The 15,733-nt window shown below is 29.8% G+C and carries 16 protein-coding genes; 10 read left to right on the top strand and 6 right to left on the bottom strand.

The genetic code is table 11. The annotated features are described in order from the left end of the window. Positions 1–17: 17 nt before the first annotated feature. Together ITB9_RS01990 and msrA are read right to left on the bottom strand one after the other, a co-directional pair. Positions 18–320 carry a hypothetical protein gene (locus ITB9_RS01990; protein WP_054850921.1) on the bottom strand — a complete coding sequence of 101 codons (303 nt, stop codon included), beginning with the start codon at positions 318–320 and terminating at the stop codon, positions 18–20. Between the two features lie 236 nt (positions 321–556). Then, complete coding sequence (msrA, locus tag ITB9_RS01985) at positions 557–1,111, bottom strand: peptide-methionine (S)-S-oxide reductase MsrA (RefSeq protein WP_028607466.1); 555 nt, start codon at positions 1,109–1,111, stop codon at positions 557–559. Positions 1,112–1,286: 175 nt separating this feature from the next. Here msrA and ITB9_RS01980 point away from each other — a divergent pair, with 175 nt between their 5' ends. From ITB9_RS01980 to ITB9_RS01955, 6 genes are read left to right on the top strand one after another with little or no spacing between them, the layout of a single operon-like run. Further along, positions 1,287–3,740 carry a DUF5916 domain-containing protein gene (locus ITB9_RS01980; RefSeq protein ID WP_054850920.1) on the top strand — a complete coding sequence of 818 codons (2,454 nt, stop codon included), beginning with the start codon at positions 1,287–1,289 and terminating at the stop codon, positions 3,738–3,740. Between the two features lie 59 nt (positions 3,741–3,799). Next, positions 3,800–4,459, top strand: a complete 660-nt coding sequence (locus ITB9_RS01975) for an ABC transporter ATP-binding protein (protein WP_028607468.1) — start codon at positions 3,800–3,802, stop codon at positions 4,457–4,459. Between the two features lie 2 nt (positions 4,460–4,461). Continuing rightward, complete coding sequence (locus ITB9_RS01970; RefSeq protein ID WP_054850919.1) at positions 4,462–5,007, top strand: CPBP family intramembrane glutamic endopeptidase; 546 nt, start codon at positions 4,462–4,464, stop codon at positions 5,005–5,007. 57 nt (positions 5,008–5,064) lie between these two features. Continuing rightward, positions 5,065–5,628 (top strand): hypothetical protein, encoded by a 564-nt coding sequence (locus ITB9_RS01965; protein WP_054850918.1) that lies wholly within the window; start codon positions 5,065–5,067, stop codon positions 5,626–5,628. 11 nt (positions 5,629–5,639) lie between these two features. Further along, complete coding sequence (locus tag ITB9_RS01960; protein WP_054850917.1) at positions 5,640–6,404, top strand: TIGR02757 family protein; 765 nt, start codon at positions 5,640–5,642, stop codon at positions 6,402–6,404. A 57-nt stretch (positions 6,405–6,461) separates the two neighbouring features. Beyond that, positions 6,462–7,655, top strand: a complete 1,194-nt coding sequence (locus ITB9_RS01955; protein ID WP_054850916.1) for an ATP-binding protein — start codon at positions 6,462–6,464, stop codon at positions 7,653–7,655. A 49-nt stretch (positions 7,656–7,704) separates the two neighbouring features. Here ITB9_RS01955 and ITB9_RS01950 read toward each other — a convergent pair whose 3' ends face one another. Together ITB9_RS01950 and ITB9_RS01945 are read right to left on the bottom strand one after the other, a co-directional pair. Next, the gene (locus ITB9_RS01950) at positions 7,705–8,028 is read right to left on the bottom strand and encodes a DUF6799 domain-containing protein (protein WP_054850915.1); all 324 of its coding nucleotides are present in this window, start codon (positions 8,026–8,028) and stop codon (positions 7,705–7,707) included. A gap of 105 nt (positions 8,029–8,133) precedes the next feature. Next, complete coding sequence (locus ITB9_RS01945; RefSeq protein ID WP_054850914.1) at positions 8,134–10,029, bottom strand: peptidase M61; 1,896 nt, start codon at positions 10,027–10,029, stop codon at positions 8,134–8,136. A 154-nt stretch (positions 10,030–10,183) separates the two neighbouring features. Between ITB9_RS01945 and ITB9_RS01940 the strand changes: the two genes are divergently transcribed. Genes ITB9_RS01940 through ITB9_RS01925 form a run of 4 tightly spaced genes read left to right on the top strand, consistent with a single transcriptional unit; the run spans position 10,184 to position 14,346 of the window. After that, positions 10,184–12,112 carry a VWA domain-containing protein gene (locus tag ITB9_RS01940; RefSeq protein ID WP_054850913.1) on the top strand — a complete coding sequence of 643 codons (1,929 nt, stop codon included), beginning with the start codon at positions 10,184–10,186 and terminating at the stop codon, positions 12,110–12,112. Then, complete coding sequence (locus tag ITB9_RS01935; protein ID WP_054850912.1) at positions 12,109–13,359, top strand: dihydroorotase family protein; 1,251 nt, start codon at positions 12,109–12,111, stop codon at positions 13,357–13,359. Before ITB9_RS01940 ends, ITB9_RS01935 begins: the two co-directional genes overlap by 4 nt. Positions 13,360–13,363: 4 nt before the next feature. After that, the gene (locus ITB9_RS01930) at positions 13,364–13,699 is read left to right on the top strand and encodes a hypothetical protein (RefSeq protein ID WP_054850911.1); all 336 of its coding nucleotides are present in this window, start codon (positions 13,364–13,366) and stop codon (positions 13,697–13,699) included. Next, positions 13,699–14,346 (top strand): alpha/beta hydrolase, encoded by a 648-nt coding sequence (locus tag ITB9_RS01925; protein ID WP_028607476.1) that lies wholly within the window; start codon positions 13,699–13,701, stop codon positions 14,344–14,346. The genes ITB9_RS01930 and ITB9_RS01925 overlap by 1 nt, the downstream gene beginning before the upstream one ends. Positions 14,347–14,451: 105 nt before the next feature. Here the strand turns inward: ITB9_RS01925 and ITB9_RS01920 are convergent, their stop codons facing one another. Both ITB9_RS01920 and ITB9_RS01915 read right to left on the bottom strand, forming a co-directional pair. Further along, positions 14,452–14,949, bottom strand: a complete 498-nt coding sequence (locus tag ITB9_RS01920) for a hypothetical protein (RefSeq protein WP_054850910.1) — start codon at positions 14,947–14,949, stop codon at positions 14,452–14,454. A gap of 14 nt (positions 14,950–14,963) precedes the next feature. Beyond that, positions 14,964–15,725, bottom strand: coding sequence for an MBL fold metallo-hydrolase (locus ITB9_RS01915; protein ID WP_054850979.1), 762 nt, complete (start codon positions 15,723–15,725; stop codon positions 14,964–14,966). Between the last annotated feature and the right edge of the window lie 8 nt (positions 15,726–15,733).

The raw sequence follows: 15,733 nt of genomic DNA, 5'->3' as shown, positions 1-15,733 counted from the left end.
ACTATTTTAATTAATTATTATTTAGGCATTACTTGATCTGATTTAGCCTGATCACTAAATATATAAGTATAAAACCACATTAAGGTAAATGATGGTATAATATCTAAACCAGGTAAAGCTTCTTCTATAAAAGAAAATACAGCTGCAATTTTACCTATTCTTCCTTTATACAATTTTGTCATCAACCAAGCCGAAGCTGGAGCCCAAATAATATCAGAAAACTCACCAATACCAGGTATAATAAAGCTGACATAACCTAAAGCATCAAAGATAATTCCTAAAAAAAGTTTGGTGTATTTGTTTGTGTTATTAATATTCATTTATAATATTTTGTATTTCTAATTAATAGAAAGCAAATAGTATTCCAAAAAAAATAGCAACATATTAATCATAACCTTAAGTTAAAAACTCACATTGCTTTTGCTACATGTTCTGGTGTTTTAATAACTCTTTGTGTCAACTATCTTTACCTAACTATTCAATAATAACTTTATAAGGCTGTTTGACATCTTCAGTAACCTACATGTTATATTCTTCATTTTTTTTGTAAAGCATCTTAAATATAGTTTTCTTTTAACTTAGCAGTATAATATTGTTTCAATTTATTAATTTTTGGATCAATAACAAACTGACAATAAGAGGCTTCTTTATTTCTATCATAATAAGTTTGATGCACGTCTTCTGCTATATAAAAAGGACCTAATTGGGTAACTTCTGTAACAATTGGATCGTTAAATACGTTTTGGTCTTCTAGCAATTGTATAAAAGCTTCTGCTTTATCTTTTTGATCTTCTGTACTATAAAATATTGCAGACCTATATTGCGTTCCAATGTCATGTCCTTGCCTATTTAAAGTTGTAGGATCATGTGTGGCAAAAAACAACTCTAAAAGCTCTGTATAAGCAACAATTGTAGCATCATAAAAAACTTGAATGCCTTCAGCGTGACCTGTTCTACCTGTACCAATTTCTCTGTAAGCTGGATTTTTAATGGTACCTCCTGTGTAACCAGAAACTACTTTTTTAACACCTTTAATGCGTAAAAATACGGCTTCGGTACACCAAAAACAGCCTCCTGCAAAAGTTGCTGTTTGTAAATTTTCTTCTTTCATAATATAAAAATAACCAATTTTACATAGCTTATATTTATTCAACTATAGGTAAAAGAAATATTTAACGTTTAATTAAGAGATTTTTTTTAGTTCAAATATAGTTTTGCAAAATCAAACTGTAACAATGCTAAAAATAGTTAGTCTTTAGTTCAGTAATCATCAACCAAAACATTAAATGAAATCTTTTTTTACTTTACTATCAGTCATTTTTGTATCACTACAAACGTTAGCACAAGTTAAACCAACGTATCAAATTAAACGCACAGACCATCCTCCTAAAATAGATGGAGTTTTAGATGACAAGGCTTGGAATGATGCACAAATTGCAACAAATTTTACCGAGTTTAAACCTGATGTTGGTGATGTTGCTCCAGACAATAAAAGAACATCTGTTAAAATGACATATGACGATTCTGGGATCTACGTTGCTGCATATTGTTATGATGTAAAAGAAGACATCATGCGCCAATTTACACAGCGTGATAATTTTGGTCAAGCTGATTTTTTTGGGTTGATATTTAATCCAAATAATGATGCACAAAATAATACCGAATTTTTCGTTTTTAGCTCTGGTACACAAGCTGATGCTGTTGAAAGCCCAAATTATGGTGAAGACTTTGGATGGAATGCGGTTTGGGAAAGTAGTGTCAAAATGGTTGATGACGGTTGGATTGTAGAAATTAAAATACCATATCGTGCTTTACGTTTTACGCAACAAGAGGATCCAACTTGGGGAATTCAGTTTCATAGACATTATCGTAAAACTAGAGAACAAATGACTTGGAGTCCAATTGATGTTACCAAAGGTAATGCAGGACTTTATAACGCTGAATTAAAAGGGATTAAAAACATTAGTCCTCCTACAAGATTAAGCTTTTTTCCATATGCTTCTGGATTAGTTAGTACTTTTGATGGTGAAACCGAAAGCGATTTTGCTGCAGGAATGGATATTAAGTACGGTTTAACCGAAAACTTAACTTTAGATGCTACATTAATACCTGACTTTAGTCAAGCAGGTTTTGATGATGTACAATTAAACCTTGGTCCTTTTGAACAACAATTTTCTGAACAACGTCAATTTTTTACTGAAGGTGTTGACCTTTTTAGCAAAGGAAACTTATTTTACTCTAGACGCATTGGAGATCGTGCTTCAGGAAGATTAAATCTTCAAGACAATGAAACTTTTGAAGAGTTTCCTGAAAAAGTACAACTATTAAATGCTGTAAAAGTTTCTGGTCGTACAAAACAAGGTCTAGGTATTGGTTTTTTTAATGCTATTACAGAAAAAACAACAGTAGACATCACTAATACAGAAACTGGTCAAAAACGTAGCCAAGTGATTGAGCCATTAGCCAATTACAATATCATGGTTTTAGACCAACAATTTAATAAAAACTCTGCTGTAACCTTAATTAATACTAATGTAACTAGAGATGGTGATTTTAGAGACGCTAATGTAACAGGATTATTATTAGATTTAGTTAACAAGCAAAACACTTACGGAGCAATTGCAGAAGTTAAAATGAGCACCTTTAATGATGTAGCATCAAAAGATAATGGCTATACAGCAAGAGTTGGATTAGGAAAAAATAGTGGTAATTTACGTTATAGCGCGACTTATGATTATGCTGATGAAAACTATGATATTAATGACCTTGGTATATTATTTAGAAATAATTACAGCAATTTTAATGCAGAAGTTAGCTATCGTACCTTTGAGCCAGGAAAAACCTTTAACAATACTTATTTTGGTACTTGGATAAATTATAACCAACTGGCTAATCCAAATACATTTACAGGTGCTAATACTGGTTTTAACTTTAATGGTCAAACTAAAACATTACACAATCTAGGTATAAATGGTAATTTTAATTTTGGTAAACAATATGACTATTTTGAACCTAGAAATGGCTTTGACAGCTATTTTATTACCGAAAACTATGCACAATCTAACGCATGGATATCCAGTAATTACAACTTGTTTTTTGCTCTAGATGCTAATCTTGGTTATGGACGTTTATTTAATGACACACGCAAAAATTTTAACAATATTTGGTTTGGTTTAAATCCAAGATTTAAATTTAACGATAAGTTTTTAATGGTATTAGGTTTTGACTATGACAACTATACAGCAGATAGAGGTTATGTAAATGGTCAAGATATTGACGATAGGATTATTTTTGGTCAACGTGATCGCGTAGACATGACAGCAAGTATTTCTGGTAGTTACAACTTCAACTCGTTTAATGCTTTAACCTTAAGTTTTAGAAACTATTTAAGTACTGTAACTTATGATAACGACATGTATGTTTTACAGGATAATGGACGTCTAGAAAGGTCTTCTATTTACACTAAAAACACTATAAATAGTGATCCAGATTACGATCCAGACATTAATTTTAATACTTGGAATTTAGACTTGAGCTACACATGGCAATTTGCACCAGGAAGTCAACTAACAGCTTTATATCGTAATCAGATTTTTAACTTATCTAACGACTCTGAAGCTAACTTGTTTGAAAGTACATCAGACTTATTTAAACAAGAACAACGCAACACTGTTTCATTAAGGTTAGTCTATTTTGTTGACTATAACGATATTAAAAACGTCTTAAAAAAACAAAGCTAAGTCATTATTTGTTGTCTAATAATTTATAAAGTAGTAATTTCCGTTCTTTATAAATAACTATGATTAAAGCAAAAAATATACATAAATATTATGGAGATTTACACGTACTAAAAGGTGTTGATGTTCATATCAAAAAAGGCGAAATTGTAAGTGTTGTAGGAGCTTCTGGAGCAGGAAAAACAACTTTATTACAAATTTTAGGAACTTTAGATTTTATTGAAAATAAAAAAGAAAGTCAGCTAGAAATTAACGGTAAAGATATTACTGGTTTAACCGAAAAACAATTAGCACAATTTAGAAATCATCATATTGGGTTTATATTTCAGTTTCATCAATTATTGCCAGAGTTTACCGCTGTTGAAAACGTCTGTATTCCAGCTTATATTAAAGGGACTAATAAAAACGAAGCTGAAAACAGAGCTAAAGAATTGCTTGATTTTCTAGGCTTATCACACCGTTATAATCATAAACCAAGCGAGTTGTCTGGTGGAGAGCAACAACGTGTTGCTGTAGCTAGAGCCTTAGTGAATAATCCAGAACTGATTTTTGCAGATGAACCTTCTGGAAATTTAGATAGTGAAAGTGCTGAAAATTTACATAACCTATTTTTTAAATTACGTGACCAATTTGGACAAACCTTTGTTATTGTTACACACAATAAAACTTTAGCAAATTTAGCAGATCGTAAATTAACTATGGTAGACGGAAACATTATATAACTATGAAGCTATTATTTAACTCCATACTAAACTATGTTAAAAATCCGCGTTTAAAACAATTAAAACACGTTACAACGTCCCAAAAATTAAGCATTGTTTTTACAGCAATTCCAATATGTATTTTATTAGGCTTAGGATTTGGATTGTTTATTGGTGCACTTGAAAGTTTGGGTTTATACAGTCAAGATAGTCATGCGATTAATAAATTAATGGAGGAAGAAACTCCTTTTACTATAATTTTTACTGCTGTAATTATGGCTCCTGTGATTGAAGAATTAATATTTAGAGGTCCTCTAACCTTATTTAGTACAAAGTATTTTAAAATAGCGTTTTACCTAATGGCTATTCTGTTTGGATATGTACACATTTTTAATTTTGAAATAACATCACAAATATTGTTACTTTCACCATTATTAGTAGCTCCACAAATAGTTATAGGTCTAGTATTTGGTTACATACGCGTAAGATTAGGATTAACATACTCTATGCTTTTACACGCGTGTTACAATGGTATTTTAATTATTCCAGCTCTATTATTATTAGAATAATTAACACTTTTAAACGCAACTAAATACATCTTTTAGCATCTTGTAAAAAACAATTTTATGCTAAAAAAATCAATGTATGTTTATGGATGCTTTCTAGCTATTCAATGCCTTCTATTTTCTTGTTGTAAAGAAAAAACCTATCTAGTTAATTTACAATCTATTGAAATTGTTAATTTAACAGACAACTCACAAGTTACAACTACTGAAGACTTTGTATTATATTTAAATTTAATCTATGATTTAGAGGATATATCTATGTTTTCCAATACTAATATTAATTCAGCATTAGCCACAACTTGTCCTGATAATATTTATGTTTATGAATCTCAAATAACAAATCTAAACATTACAGCAAATACTGAAATTAATGGTATAGCAGCTGGAGAAAGCTTAAATCAAATAATGAGTTTTTCATATTATGATATTGAAAACACTATGGATATAGTAGAACTTTACAATCCATCTGAAACAAATATGAATCATCAAAAATCTCCAGATGATGTCTTATTCATTTTTAATGAAACAATTCCGTCACAAACAGAATTTAAGCTAACATTAACTATAGAAACTTCAAATAGCAATATCTTTACAACAACTTCAAATACATTTATCATTCAGTAACCAATTAATAAATGACACAGCAAGACCTTAAAGAGTTTCTTGATAGTAAAGTAGAACAATATAATACGCCACAATTTATTGATAGTGATCCAATACAAATTCCGCATTTATTCACTAAAAAAGAAGATATAGAAATTGCAGGTTTTTTAAGCGCAACTATATCTTGGGGAAACCGTAAAAGCATTATAAATAATTGTCATAAAATGATGGATTTATTAGAACAATCTCCATTTGATTTTGTGATGAATCATCAAGAATCTGATTTAGAAAAACTTGAAACCTTTGTACATCGTACTTTTAATGGTGTAGATTTTATAGCCTTTATTAAAGGCTTACAACATATTTACACTAACCATAATGGTTTAGAAGCTGTTTTTGCTAAACATGCAACATCAAACAGTTTACAACAATCTATCCATCAATTTAAACACACTTTTTTTGAAATAGAACACTTACCACGTACTCAAAAACACATTAGTGATCCTCTTAAAAATAGTGCAGCAAAACGCATTAATATGTTTTTACGTTGGATGGTAAGACCCAATACCACTAAAGTAGATCTAGGGCTTTGGGACAGCCTCTCTCCTGCTCAATTATCCTGTCCTTTAGATGTACATTCTGGAAATGTGGCACGTAAACTAGGATTGTTAGACAGAATACAAAATGATGGAAAAGCTTTAACCCAATTAGACAATAGTTTAAGGCAACTAGATGTAAATGATCCAGTTAAATATGATTTTGCCTTATTTGGTTTAGGTGTCTTTGAAAAATTTTAGTATCTTAAATCCAACTTATTAAGTGTATACGTAACTATTATAAAATAATACGATCAAATGATAATACCTGATTATCCAATTAATGAAATTGAAAGACAATCTGAAGTCAACAATTACAAATTAGTGGACACCTTACCAGAAAGTGATTTTGATAATATTACTAGTTTATTATCTACAATTTTTGATGTTCCAATTTCATTAATTACCATTTTAGACGCAGATCGTAATTTTTTTAAATCTCACTATGGACTAGATTTTAATGAAACACCACGAAATACTTCATTCTGTAGTCATGCCATATTACAAGATGACATTTTTATAGTCGAAGATGCTAGAATTGATCCAAGATTTAAAGACAACCCAATTATTGAACTTTATCAAACAATATTTTATGCTGGTGTACCCTTGATTACCAAAAATGGTTATCCTTTAGGCACATTATGTATCTACGATCATAAACCTAGACAGTTATCAGACTCACAAAAACAAGTATTAAAAACCATTGCAAAACAGGTTATTAATTTATTCGAATTAAGACTAAGCAACAGGTTGTTAGATCAAACTAAACAAGAGTTAACTGAAAGAAACAACGAGCTTAATAAGTTTGCTAGTCATGTGTCTCATGATCTTAAATCTCCTTTAGCTAATATTGTATCCTTAACTGATTTATTAAAAGAAGAAAAAGAAAATACGCTTACTAAAGAGTCTACTGAATTTTTAGGCTATATTGAAGACTCAGCCCAATCTTTAAAAAATTATATTGACGGAATATTGATTCATTATAAATCTAACGAGTTATTAAATGAAGACAAAGATTATATAAATGTAAATGATTTGTTTAAAGAGGTACAACGTATACTTTTATTGAATGATAACCAATTAAAAACAACAGTCTATAGCAACCAAATATTTACTAATATTGCTGCTGTTACACAAGTTTTAATTAATCTAGTTGATAATGGCTTAAAATATAATAATAAAGCTAATCCTGAAGTTTATTTGAGTTTTACTGAAGATCAAAAACACTATACTTTTACAGTAAAAGACAATGGTAATGGTATAGCTAAACAGCAACAAGAAAACGTTTTTGAATTATTTAATAACAACAATCAAACAGACGTTAAAGGTAAAAAAGGTACAGGTATTGGCTTATTTACAGTTAAAAATTTGGTCAAAAAATTAGGTGGTACCATAAGTCTAAACTCACAATTAAATCAAGGAAGTACGTTCACCTTTACCATAGAAAAATAAAAAAGCCTAATCTAAAGATTAGGCTTTTTTATATAAGTAATTCTATATACTATGATTGCTTCATGTATTTAATAAGCTTTTTATTTAGAGTTTCTTGATCTATATATAATGTTCCACTCATACCTAAACATTGTCCATCTTCAAGTTTTAAAGTTTTTTTATCTGTAATATAAGTTCCATCAGTTTTTACTAAAGTCCCATTGTTTAATTTTAACTCTTTACGCAACTGTTCTACACCTGTTGCAGTGTAATGATATACTTTACTATCTAAAAGTATAACGTAGTTTGCATCTTCAATTTGTTTAGCGTCTTGTGCTTGTACTGTGCTTAATCCTAAAAATAAAGCAAAAGCAATCATAATAAAGTTTTTCATTGTAATATTTTTTTAAGTTTGTATCTTAATTAAAATGTAAGTGTCTACAAATCATTGTTTAAAATTAAACATTTCAATTTTTGTGCCAAACTATTTAATAAATATTTAGCCTTTTAACCAAGCTTGTCTTGCTGCTTTTTGAGCAGAAGTTGCTTCAGGATTTTCGTTTAATTTAGTTCCTGTTGTATAAGACTGTGTTAATTTAGTTTTGATAACAACCTCTTTTCCTGCTCTATCTAAAACCACATTAATATCTTTACCTGGTTGCCACATGTACATATTAGTTAATATCTTTTGTGCAGAACCCATAGTTAAGGCTTCTCCATCAACAGTCTTTATAACATCACCTGGTAACACTCCATTTTCTGTCCAAAAGCTATTGTCTTTTACAGCTTCGCTAAAAGGAATAGTCATAGTTTCACGATTTGGAGTAAAAATTAAAGCTCCATCGTTTTGGATATAATTAGTTTTTACACGACCAGAATCTAGTTTTAATCCTACTTTTTCAAAATAAACAGAATAGTCTATTGGTGTACCTCCAACAACATGAGTATTTAAAAATTCGCCAACACTTGGGTAAGTCATTGCGATAATTTCATCAATTAATTTATCGTCTTCAAACGGTTTGTTTTTTCCGTATTTATTAGATAATTCTTTCATTAAAGATAAAATACCTCTGTTACCGTTACTTTCTTCACGCATAATAATGTCAATACACATACCTATTAAGGCTCCTTTCATGTATACGTTATAATATTGTGGTGCATAAGGTTCATCCAAAACATTTTCACTCATTTCGGTAAAACTCATACTATCATCTAAGTTAGCAGATGTTTGTATTTTGGATAAAATATCTCCATAAAACTCTTGATTATCTACTAAACCTTGATCTACTTGAAATAAAGTAGCAAAATATTCAGTGACACCTTCATACATCCATAAATGTTTAGAAAATGTTGGTTGGTTGTAATCAAAATAGTGTACATCTTCAGAGTGCACACTTAATGGTGTTACAATATGAAAAAACTCATGAGATACAACATCTATCATGCTTTCGGCTAAAGTTTCAAAAGGAGAATCTTCACTTAAAACTACAACTGTAGACGTATGATGCTCTAATGCACCAAATCCTTTAGGTGATTCTGGCTTTCCTTCAGATAAATACAAATAGATATCATAACGTGGTGTACTATTAACGTCTCCTAAATATGCTTTTTGAGCTTGCATCATTTTTTCCATTACTTCTTTAATGCTTGCTGCTGTATGTACTTTGTTAGGCGAGTAAACACTTAATACAATTTTAATATCTCCAACTTGAAATTCTTCAACATCTAATTCTCCATAAAACATTGGATTATCAGTAATATCAAAATATCTTGGTGCAAAATAACTTGAAGTTGCAAATTTACCATCTTCGCTAGTTGTTTTACCTGTTTCTTGTAATGCAGATGTTCGTTTAAAATCTACTGGTGCAGTAACGTCTAAACTATATTGGCTATCCTTAAGGCTATCAAAATAACCAATAAATCCGTGTAAATTTAAAACGTAGTTTGTAGGCTCGATATTTGTTCCAGCAGGAGAAAATGGTACTTCTCCTCCTATTCCACCACCAGAATTAGCTTCTTGATCAAATGTATCGTTTGCATTATAAGTAATATAATCTAATTGTGTAGCATTGGCTATAGTCCACGTATTAGTATCTACTTTAGTAGTTGGCAACTCGTTACCTTTATAATCAAAAGCTTTAAAATCGTCAATATATTTTCCAAAATCACTTACAGAGTAAGTCCCTTGTACAACTCTTGGTAATCTATAAGTTACAGTTTGTGTTGTAAAACGTCCTGGGTTAATGGTTACAGGAGCTTTATCGTTAACGACTTTAGACAAGTCAATGGATGCTGCAATTGGAGTTTGTGACGCCAATTTGTCGGTTGTTTTTGAACTGTTACAACCCACTAATAAAAGTCCTGTTGCTAAAGTAGTTACTAATAGTTTTTTCATTGTTAATTATTATGTTTGTTAATGGTCTTATAAATAAAGACGCTTAAAAGTATAATTTGTTACATGATATAAACATTAAGATTTTGTTAAAATGTTATTTTGTGAATAGCTATTATATAAATGCAATTATTATCTTTGACAAACTTTAAAATTAATGCAGTTTAAAAACCCAGAACTTCTTTACGCGCTTTTCTTACTGCTTATCCCTATTATTGTCCATTTATTTCAGCTTAGAAAGTTTCAAAAAGAGTACTTTACCAATGTTGATGTGATTAAAAAAGTACAATTACAAACTCGTAAAAGTGCTACCATAAAAAAATGGTTAATACTATTAACTCGTTTACTTTTATTAGCAGCTATTATTATAGCTTTTGCACAACCTTTTACCTCAAAAATAAAAGCATTCAATACAGCTAAACAAACTGTGATCTATCTGGACAACTCGTTTAGTATGCAAGCAAAAGGTGATAAAGGTCCATTATTAAAACGTGCTATTCAGGATTTAATAGAAACCCTTCCTGAAAACCAAAACCTATCTATTGTCACAAATACAGAAACGTACTTAAATACTACAATTAAAGCTATTAAAAACGACTTATTACAACTTAATTATTCTTCAAATCAATTAAGTTATAATGCAGCTTTACTTAAAGCAAAAAAAACATTTAACAATCAAGATAATACCGTAAAAAACTTGATTTTTATTTCAGATTTTCAGCAAAAAAATACTGATTTCACTATTAAAAAAGATACAAATCTAACTGTAAATTTAGTGCAATTAAAACCTGAAAGTACAAGTAATATAAGTATTGATAGTTTATATATTTCCAAACAAACATCTAATAACATAGAGTTATCTGTTATATTAAAAAGTAATAGTATATCAAAAATTAATTTACCAGTTTCAATTTATAATAACGACAATTTATTATCCAAAGCCACTGTAGATTTAAACAAAAAAGCATCCACTGTATTTACTATTCCTAATGATCAAGTTACAAAAGGAAAAATAACTATTGAAGACACACAATTACAATTTGATAATAGCTTATATTTCAATATAAACTCGCCTTCAAAAATTAATGTTTTAGCTATTAGTAATACTAATGACAGTTATTTAAGTCGAATTTTCACAGAAGATGAATTCACTTTTACTACAAAAACTACAAACACATTAGATTATAGTCTTTTTGACACACAAAACTTAGTGGTTATTAATGAAATTGAAGCTTTACCAGAAAGTCTAACCACTGCTTTAAAAGCTTTTGCGGATCAAGGAGGTTCGGTTGTTTTTATACCAAACACAAACGGAAACCTTAATAATTACAACACCTTTTTACAGCGATTTAACATTGCACCTTTTAGCGCAATAAACGCCAACCAAAAGCGTATTACAACCATAAATTATGCACATCCACTGTATGCTAATGGTGTATTTGAAAAAAGAGTAGATAATTTTCAATATCCAAAAGTAGAACGTTATTTTCCTCAGATAAATCTAAAAGCAACACCAATTTTACAATTTGAAGATAACAAACCTTTTTTATCACAAAACCAGTCTTTGTATGTCTTTTCGGCTCCTATAAATACGGATAATTCAAATTTTAAAAATATAAATTTAATTGTTCCAACGTTTTACAAAATAGCAAAGCAAAGTTTAAACACAACAACATTATATTATACCATTGGGCAAAATACTAGTTATGATGTGGCTACAAATTTACAGCAAGATGCGGTATTAACTTTAGTTAATGGTAATGACAAAATCATCCCAGAACAATATTATTTTAATAATAAAGTCCTTATCAAAACTAATGACATACCAGAATTAGCTGGTATTTATGATATTAAAGATAAAACCAAAATATTGCAAAATGTTAGTTATAATTACAATCGTACCGAGAGTAACTTAAACTACCTTAATCTAGACAACATTAATAACGCAACAGTTAGTAACTCGATTACTACTGTTTTAGATAACATAAATAACGATACTAAAGTTAAGGAATTATGGAAATGGTTTGTAATTTTGGGACTCGTGTTACTAATTTTAGAAATGCTCATCTTAAAATATTTTAAATGAACACCTTAATAAAAACAGCAACAATAATTGATCCTTCTAGCAAATTTAATAACCAAGTTTGCGATATTTTAATCGAAAAAGGTAAGATTACTAAAATTGCTAAAAACATTGATAATACTAACAATTACAAAACAATAACCTTAGATAATCTACACGTTTCACAAGGTTGGTTTGACAGTAGTGTTAGTTTTGGAGAACCTGGTTTTGAAGATAGAGAAACCATTGCTAATGGATTAAAAACTGCAGCAAAATCTGGATTTACTAGTGTCGCTGTACAAGCCAACACAAATCCAATTATAGACACCAATGCCAATGTAGCTTTTGTACTATCTAAAGCACAAAACAATGCAGTTAACTTATTACCAATAGGCGCTTTAACTAGACACAGTGAAAGTATTGATTTAGCTGAATTATTTGATATGAAAAACGCAGGAGCTGTTGCTTTTTATGATTACAAAAAACCTATAAGTAATCCTAATTTATTAAAAATAGCGCTGCAATATGCAAGTAATTTTGATGGTTTAGTTTGCTCTTTTCCTATTGAAACAAAAATATCTGGCAAAGGAATTGTTAATGAAGAATTGACAAGCACCTCTTTAGGCTTAAAAGGAAGCCCCAATCTAGCTGAAGCTATGCAAGTGGCTAGAGATTTATTTTTACTTGAATATACGGAAGGAAAACTACATATTCCAACCATTTCAACTGCTGAAAGTGTTGCTCTAATAAGAGAAGCTAAAAACAAAAAACTTGATGTAACCTGTAGTGTTGCCATACATAACTTATGCTTAACTGACGATGTTTTGGTTCAATTTGACACCAATTACAAAGTCAATCCACCACTTAGGATTAAAAAGGACGTTGATGCCTTAATTGAAGGTTTAAAAGACGGAACCATTGATATGGTAACCAGTGATCATAATCCAAAAACAATTGAAGACAAAAAAGTAGAATTTGATCATGCTGCTTTTGGCACCATTGGACTTGAAAGTGCATTTGGAGCTTTAAATACAGTAGTTTCTACAAAAAAAGCTATTGAGTTATTAACACAAGGAAAAACTAGATTTGGTCAAAAAATTAATAGTATTAATGAAGGTGAAATAGCAAACCTAACCTTATTTAATCCTGATTTAAAATACGCTTTCGCGGAAAGTGATATTGTTTCAAAATCAAAAAACAGTGCCTTTTTAGATCAAGAATTAAAAGGAAAAGCCTACGGAATAATCGCAAATAATAAAACAGTATTATAATATAATGAATCAAAAAAACACCATTGAAGAAGGAAAAACACTAGCAGTCGTTAGCTATTTAACCATAATTGGTAGCGTTATTGCTATAATAATGAATGGAGAAAAGAAAAATGAATTTACAAGTTTTCATAACAGACAAGGGTTAGGCTTATGTCTTTTATGGATGTTTATTGCCTATTTTGTTAGTCAATTTGACAACTTCCAAATCTCTATTGCATTTTGGATAAGTATGGGAGCACTTTTGTTTTTAGGTGTAATGACAGCTATTAATGGATCCATGAAACCAATTCCGGTTATTGGGCCATTTTTTCAAAAAATTTTTAAAGGACTAGGTAAATAATGGAAAACTTTAACTTACATCACATCACAAGACCATCGTCTTTAAAAGAAAATGCGCCTTTACTTATTTTGTTTCATGGTTATGGAAGTGACGAAAACGACTTATTTAGCTTTGCAACAGAGTTACCAGAAGAATTATTTATAATATCTGTTAGAGCACCTTACCCAATGCAACCCTATGGTAATGCATGGTATGCTATTAATTTTGATGCAGAACAAGGTAAATGGAGCGATAATGATCAAGCCATAGAATCTAGAGATTTAATAGCTACATTTATAGATCAGGCTATTGCTAACTATCCTGTGAATAAAGATAGTGTATCCTTATTAGGTTTCAGCCAAGGTTGTATTTTAAGCTATGCAGTAGCTTTAACATACCCAGAAAAAGTAAATAATATTATCGCTTTAAGTGGTTATGTCAATGAAGATTTATTTACTGCTAAAGATGCTTCGGCTTATAAACACCTTAACTTTTACGGATCACATGGTACTGTAGACCAAGTTATTCCTGTGGATTGGGCAAGACAAGCTCCAAAATTCTTAGAAGCATTAAACATTAAACATCAGTTTAGCGAGTTTCCGGTTGGACATGGTGTTGCTCCTCAAAATTTTTACGAATTTAAAGATTGGTTAGTGAACTTGATTTAAACACTACAATTAAATAATCAAAAAAATCCCTAATTATAAATGCTTATTTATTAATTAGGGATTTTTTATTTTGAATCTTTGAGATTGAAAAAATATTTCTTAACCTTATCTAGTATATAAAAGGTAATCTAGCACTTCAAAATCAACATTTTGTTCTGGAGTTATAAAGTATTGTATTAGTAATTCTCCCCAGAATTGACCGTCAGAAAAATCAGCAACAATCCATCTGTGATTTAACATTTTAATGGTGTTAAATTGTAATTTTCTACCTTCTGAAGCAGCAAAAGGAATTAAAGGATGTTCTCCATCGGTTTCATTTAATTTATACAATTCGTTTTTTAAAAACGGAATTAATGCTTCAGTATCTAATTGTTTGTTATAAAAATAATCTTTTGCATCTTGGTTGTAACGTAAATCAAACAATGACAAATCTGATAACTCATCATTTAAAGTTGTTAAAGAATCCTTCATGGATTCGTTATTAATTCTTAAAACTTCAATACGTTTACTACTGTCTTCTAATATTTTTTTAGAATTTACATATTGAAACACTACTATTAGTAATGTAAAAATAAACAGGTACATAAAGATTTTGTTCTTCATTTTTTTAAGTTTTTTTAAATCGTAATTTGTAATTGATCGTAAGCTAAATATACGTTATCTGGCAATTGTTTTTGGACTTCTTCATGGAACCCTAACAAATGACTAATATGTGTTAAATAGGTACGTTTAGGTTGTAATATTTTTATAATTGCTAAAGCTTCTTCTAGATTAAAATGCGAAATATGGGCTTCTATACGCAAAGCATTTATAACTAATACATCTAAGTTTTTAAGTTTATCTAATTCGGTTTCAGTAATTGTTTTAAAATCTGTTAAATAAGCAAAATTTTCAAATCTAAAACCAAATACTTGAAGCTTATAATGCAAACCTTCAATAGGAATAATTGTTTTATTATTAATCTCAAAAGGCTTATTTTCAATAGTATTAATAGCTACTGTTGGAGCTCCAGGATATCTATTTTCTGTTTCAAAAACATATTCAAAACGCTTTTTAAGCTCGTTAATCACACGTTTATGTGCATAAATCGGCAATTCGCCTTGTCTGAAACAAAATGGTCTTATGTCATCCAATCCAGCAGTGTGGTCTGCATGCTCATGTGTAAATAATAAAGCATCAATTTTAGTAGGATTATTAAGTAACATTTGTTGTCTAAAATCTGGTCCACAGTCTATAACAAATGTATTTTTATCCCACTCTATCATTATAGAAACACGCAACCTTTTATCTTTAGGATTTTGGCTTAAACACACAGGATGAGTGCTTCCTATAATAGGAATTCCTTGTGATGTACCTGTGCCTAAAAATGTTATTTTCAATGGTTGAA

Source organism: Olleya sp. ITB9, from assembly GCF_001315805.1.
Lineage (GTDB): Bacteria > Bacteroidota > Bacteroidia > Flavobacteriales > Flavobacteriaceae > Olleya > Olleya sediminilitoris.
The sequence above is the reverse complement of the archived record's forward strand: the minus strand, read 5'-3'. Positions and strand labels throughout refer to the sequence as shown.

Bases quoted from the DNA above. Each gene is read 5' to 3' on its own strand.
- ITB9_RS01950 (WP_054850915.1), bottom strand. From the start codon at position 8,028: ATGAAAAACTTTATTATGATTGCTTTTGCTTTATTTTTAGGATTAAGC.
- ITB9_RS01980 (WP_054850920.1), top strand. From the start codon at position 1,287: ATGAAATCTTTTTTTACTTTACTATCAGTCATTTTTGTATCACTACAA.
- ITB9_RS01960 (WP_054850917.1), top strand. From the start codon at position 5,640: ATGACACAGCAAGACCTTAAAGAGTTTCTTGATAGTAAAGTAGAACAA.
- ITB9_RS01975 (WP_028607468.1), top strand. From the start codon at position 3,800: ATGATTAAAGCAAAAAATATACATAAATATTATGGAGATTTACACGTA.
- ITB9_RS01990 (WP_054850921.1), bottom strand. From the start codon at position 320: ATGAATATTAATAACACAAACAAATACACCAAACTTTTTTTAGGAATT.
- ITB9_RS01925 (WP_028607476.1), top strand. From the start codon at position 13,699: ATGGAAAACTTTAACTTACATCACATCACAAGACCATCGTCTTTAAAA.
- ITB9_RS01935 (WP_054850912.1), top strand. From the start codon at position 12,109: ATGAACACCTTAATAAAAACAGCAACAATAATTGATCCTTCTAGCAAA.
- ITB9_RS01965 (WP_054850918.1), top strand. From the start codon at position 5,065: ATGCTAAAAAAATCAATGTATGTTTATGGATGCTTTCTAGCTATTCAA.
- ITB9_RS01970 (WP_054850919.1), top strand. From the start codon at position 4,462: ATGAAGCTATTATTTAACTCCATACTAAACTATGTTAAAAATCCGCGT.
- ITB9_RS01955 (WP_054850916.1), top strand. From the start codon at position 6,462: ATGATAATACCTGATTATCCAATTAATGAAATTGAAAGACAATCTGAA.
- ITB9_RS01920 (WP_054850910.1), bottom strand. From the start codon at position 14,949: ATGAAGAACAAAATCTTTATGTACCTGTTTATTTTTACATTACTAATA.
- ITB9_RS01940 (WP_054850913.1), top strand. From the start codon at position 10,184: ATGCAGTTTAAAAACCCAGAACTTCTTTACGCGCTTTTCTTACTGCTT.
- ITB9_RS01945 (WP_054850914.1), bottom strand. From the start codon at position 10,029: ATGAAAAAACTATTAGTAACTACTTTAGCAACAGGACTTTTATTAGTG.
- msrA (WP_028607466.1), bottom strand. From the start codon at position 1,111: ATGAAAGAAGAAAATTTACAAACAGCAACTTTTGCAGGAGGCTGTTTT.
- ITB9_RS01930 (WP_054850911.1), top strand. From the start codon at position 13,364: ATGAATCAAAAAAACACCATTGAAGAAGGAAAAACACTAGCAGTCGTT.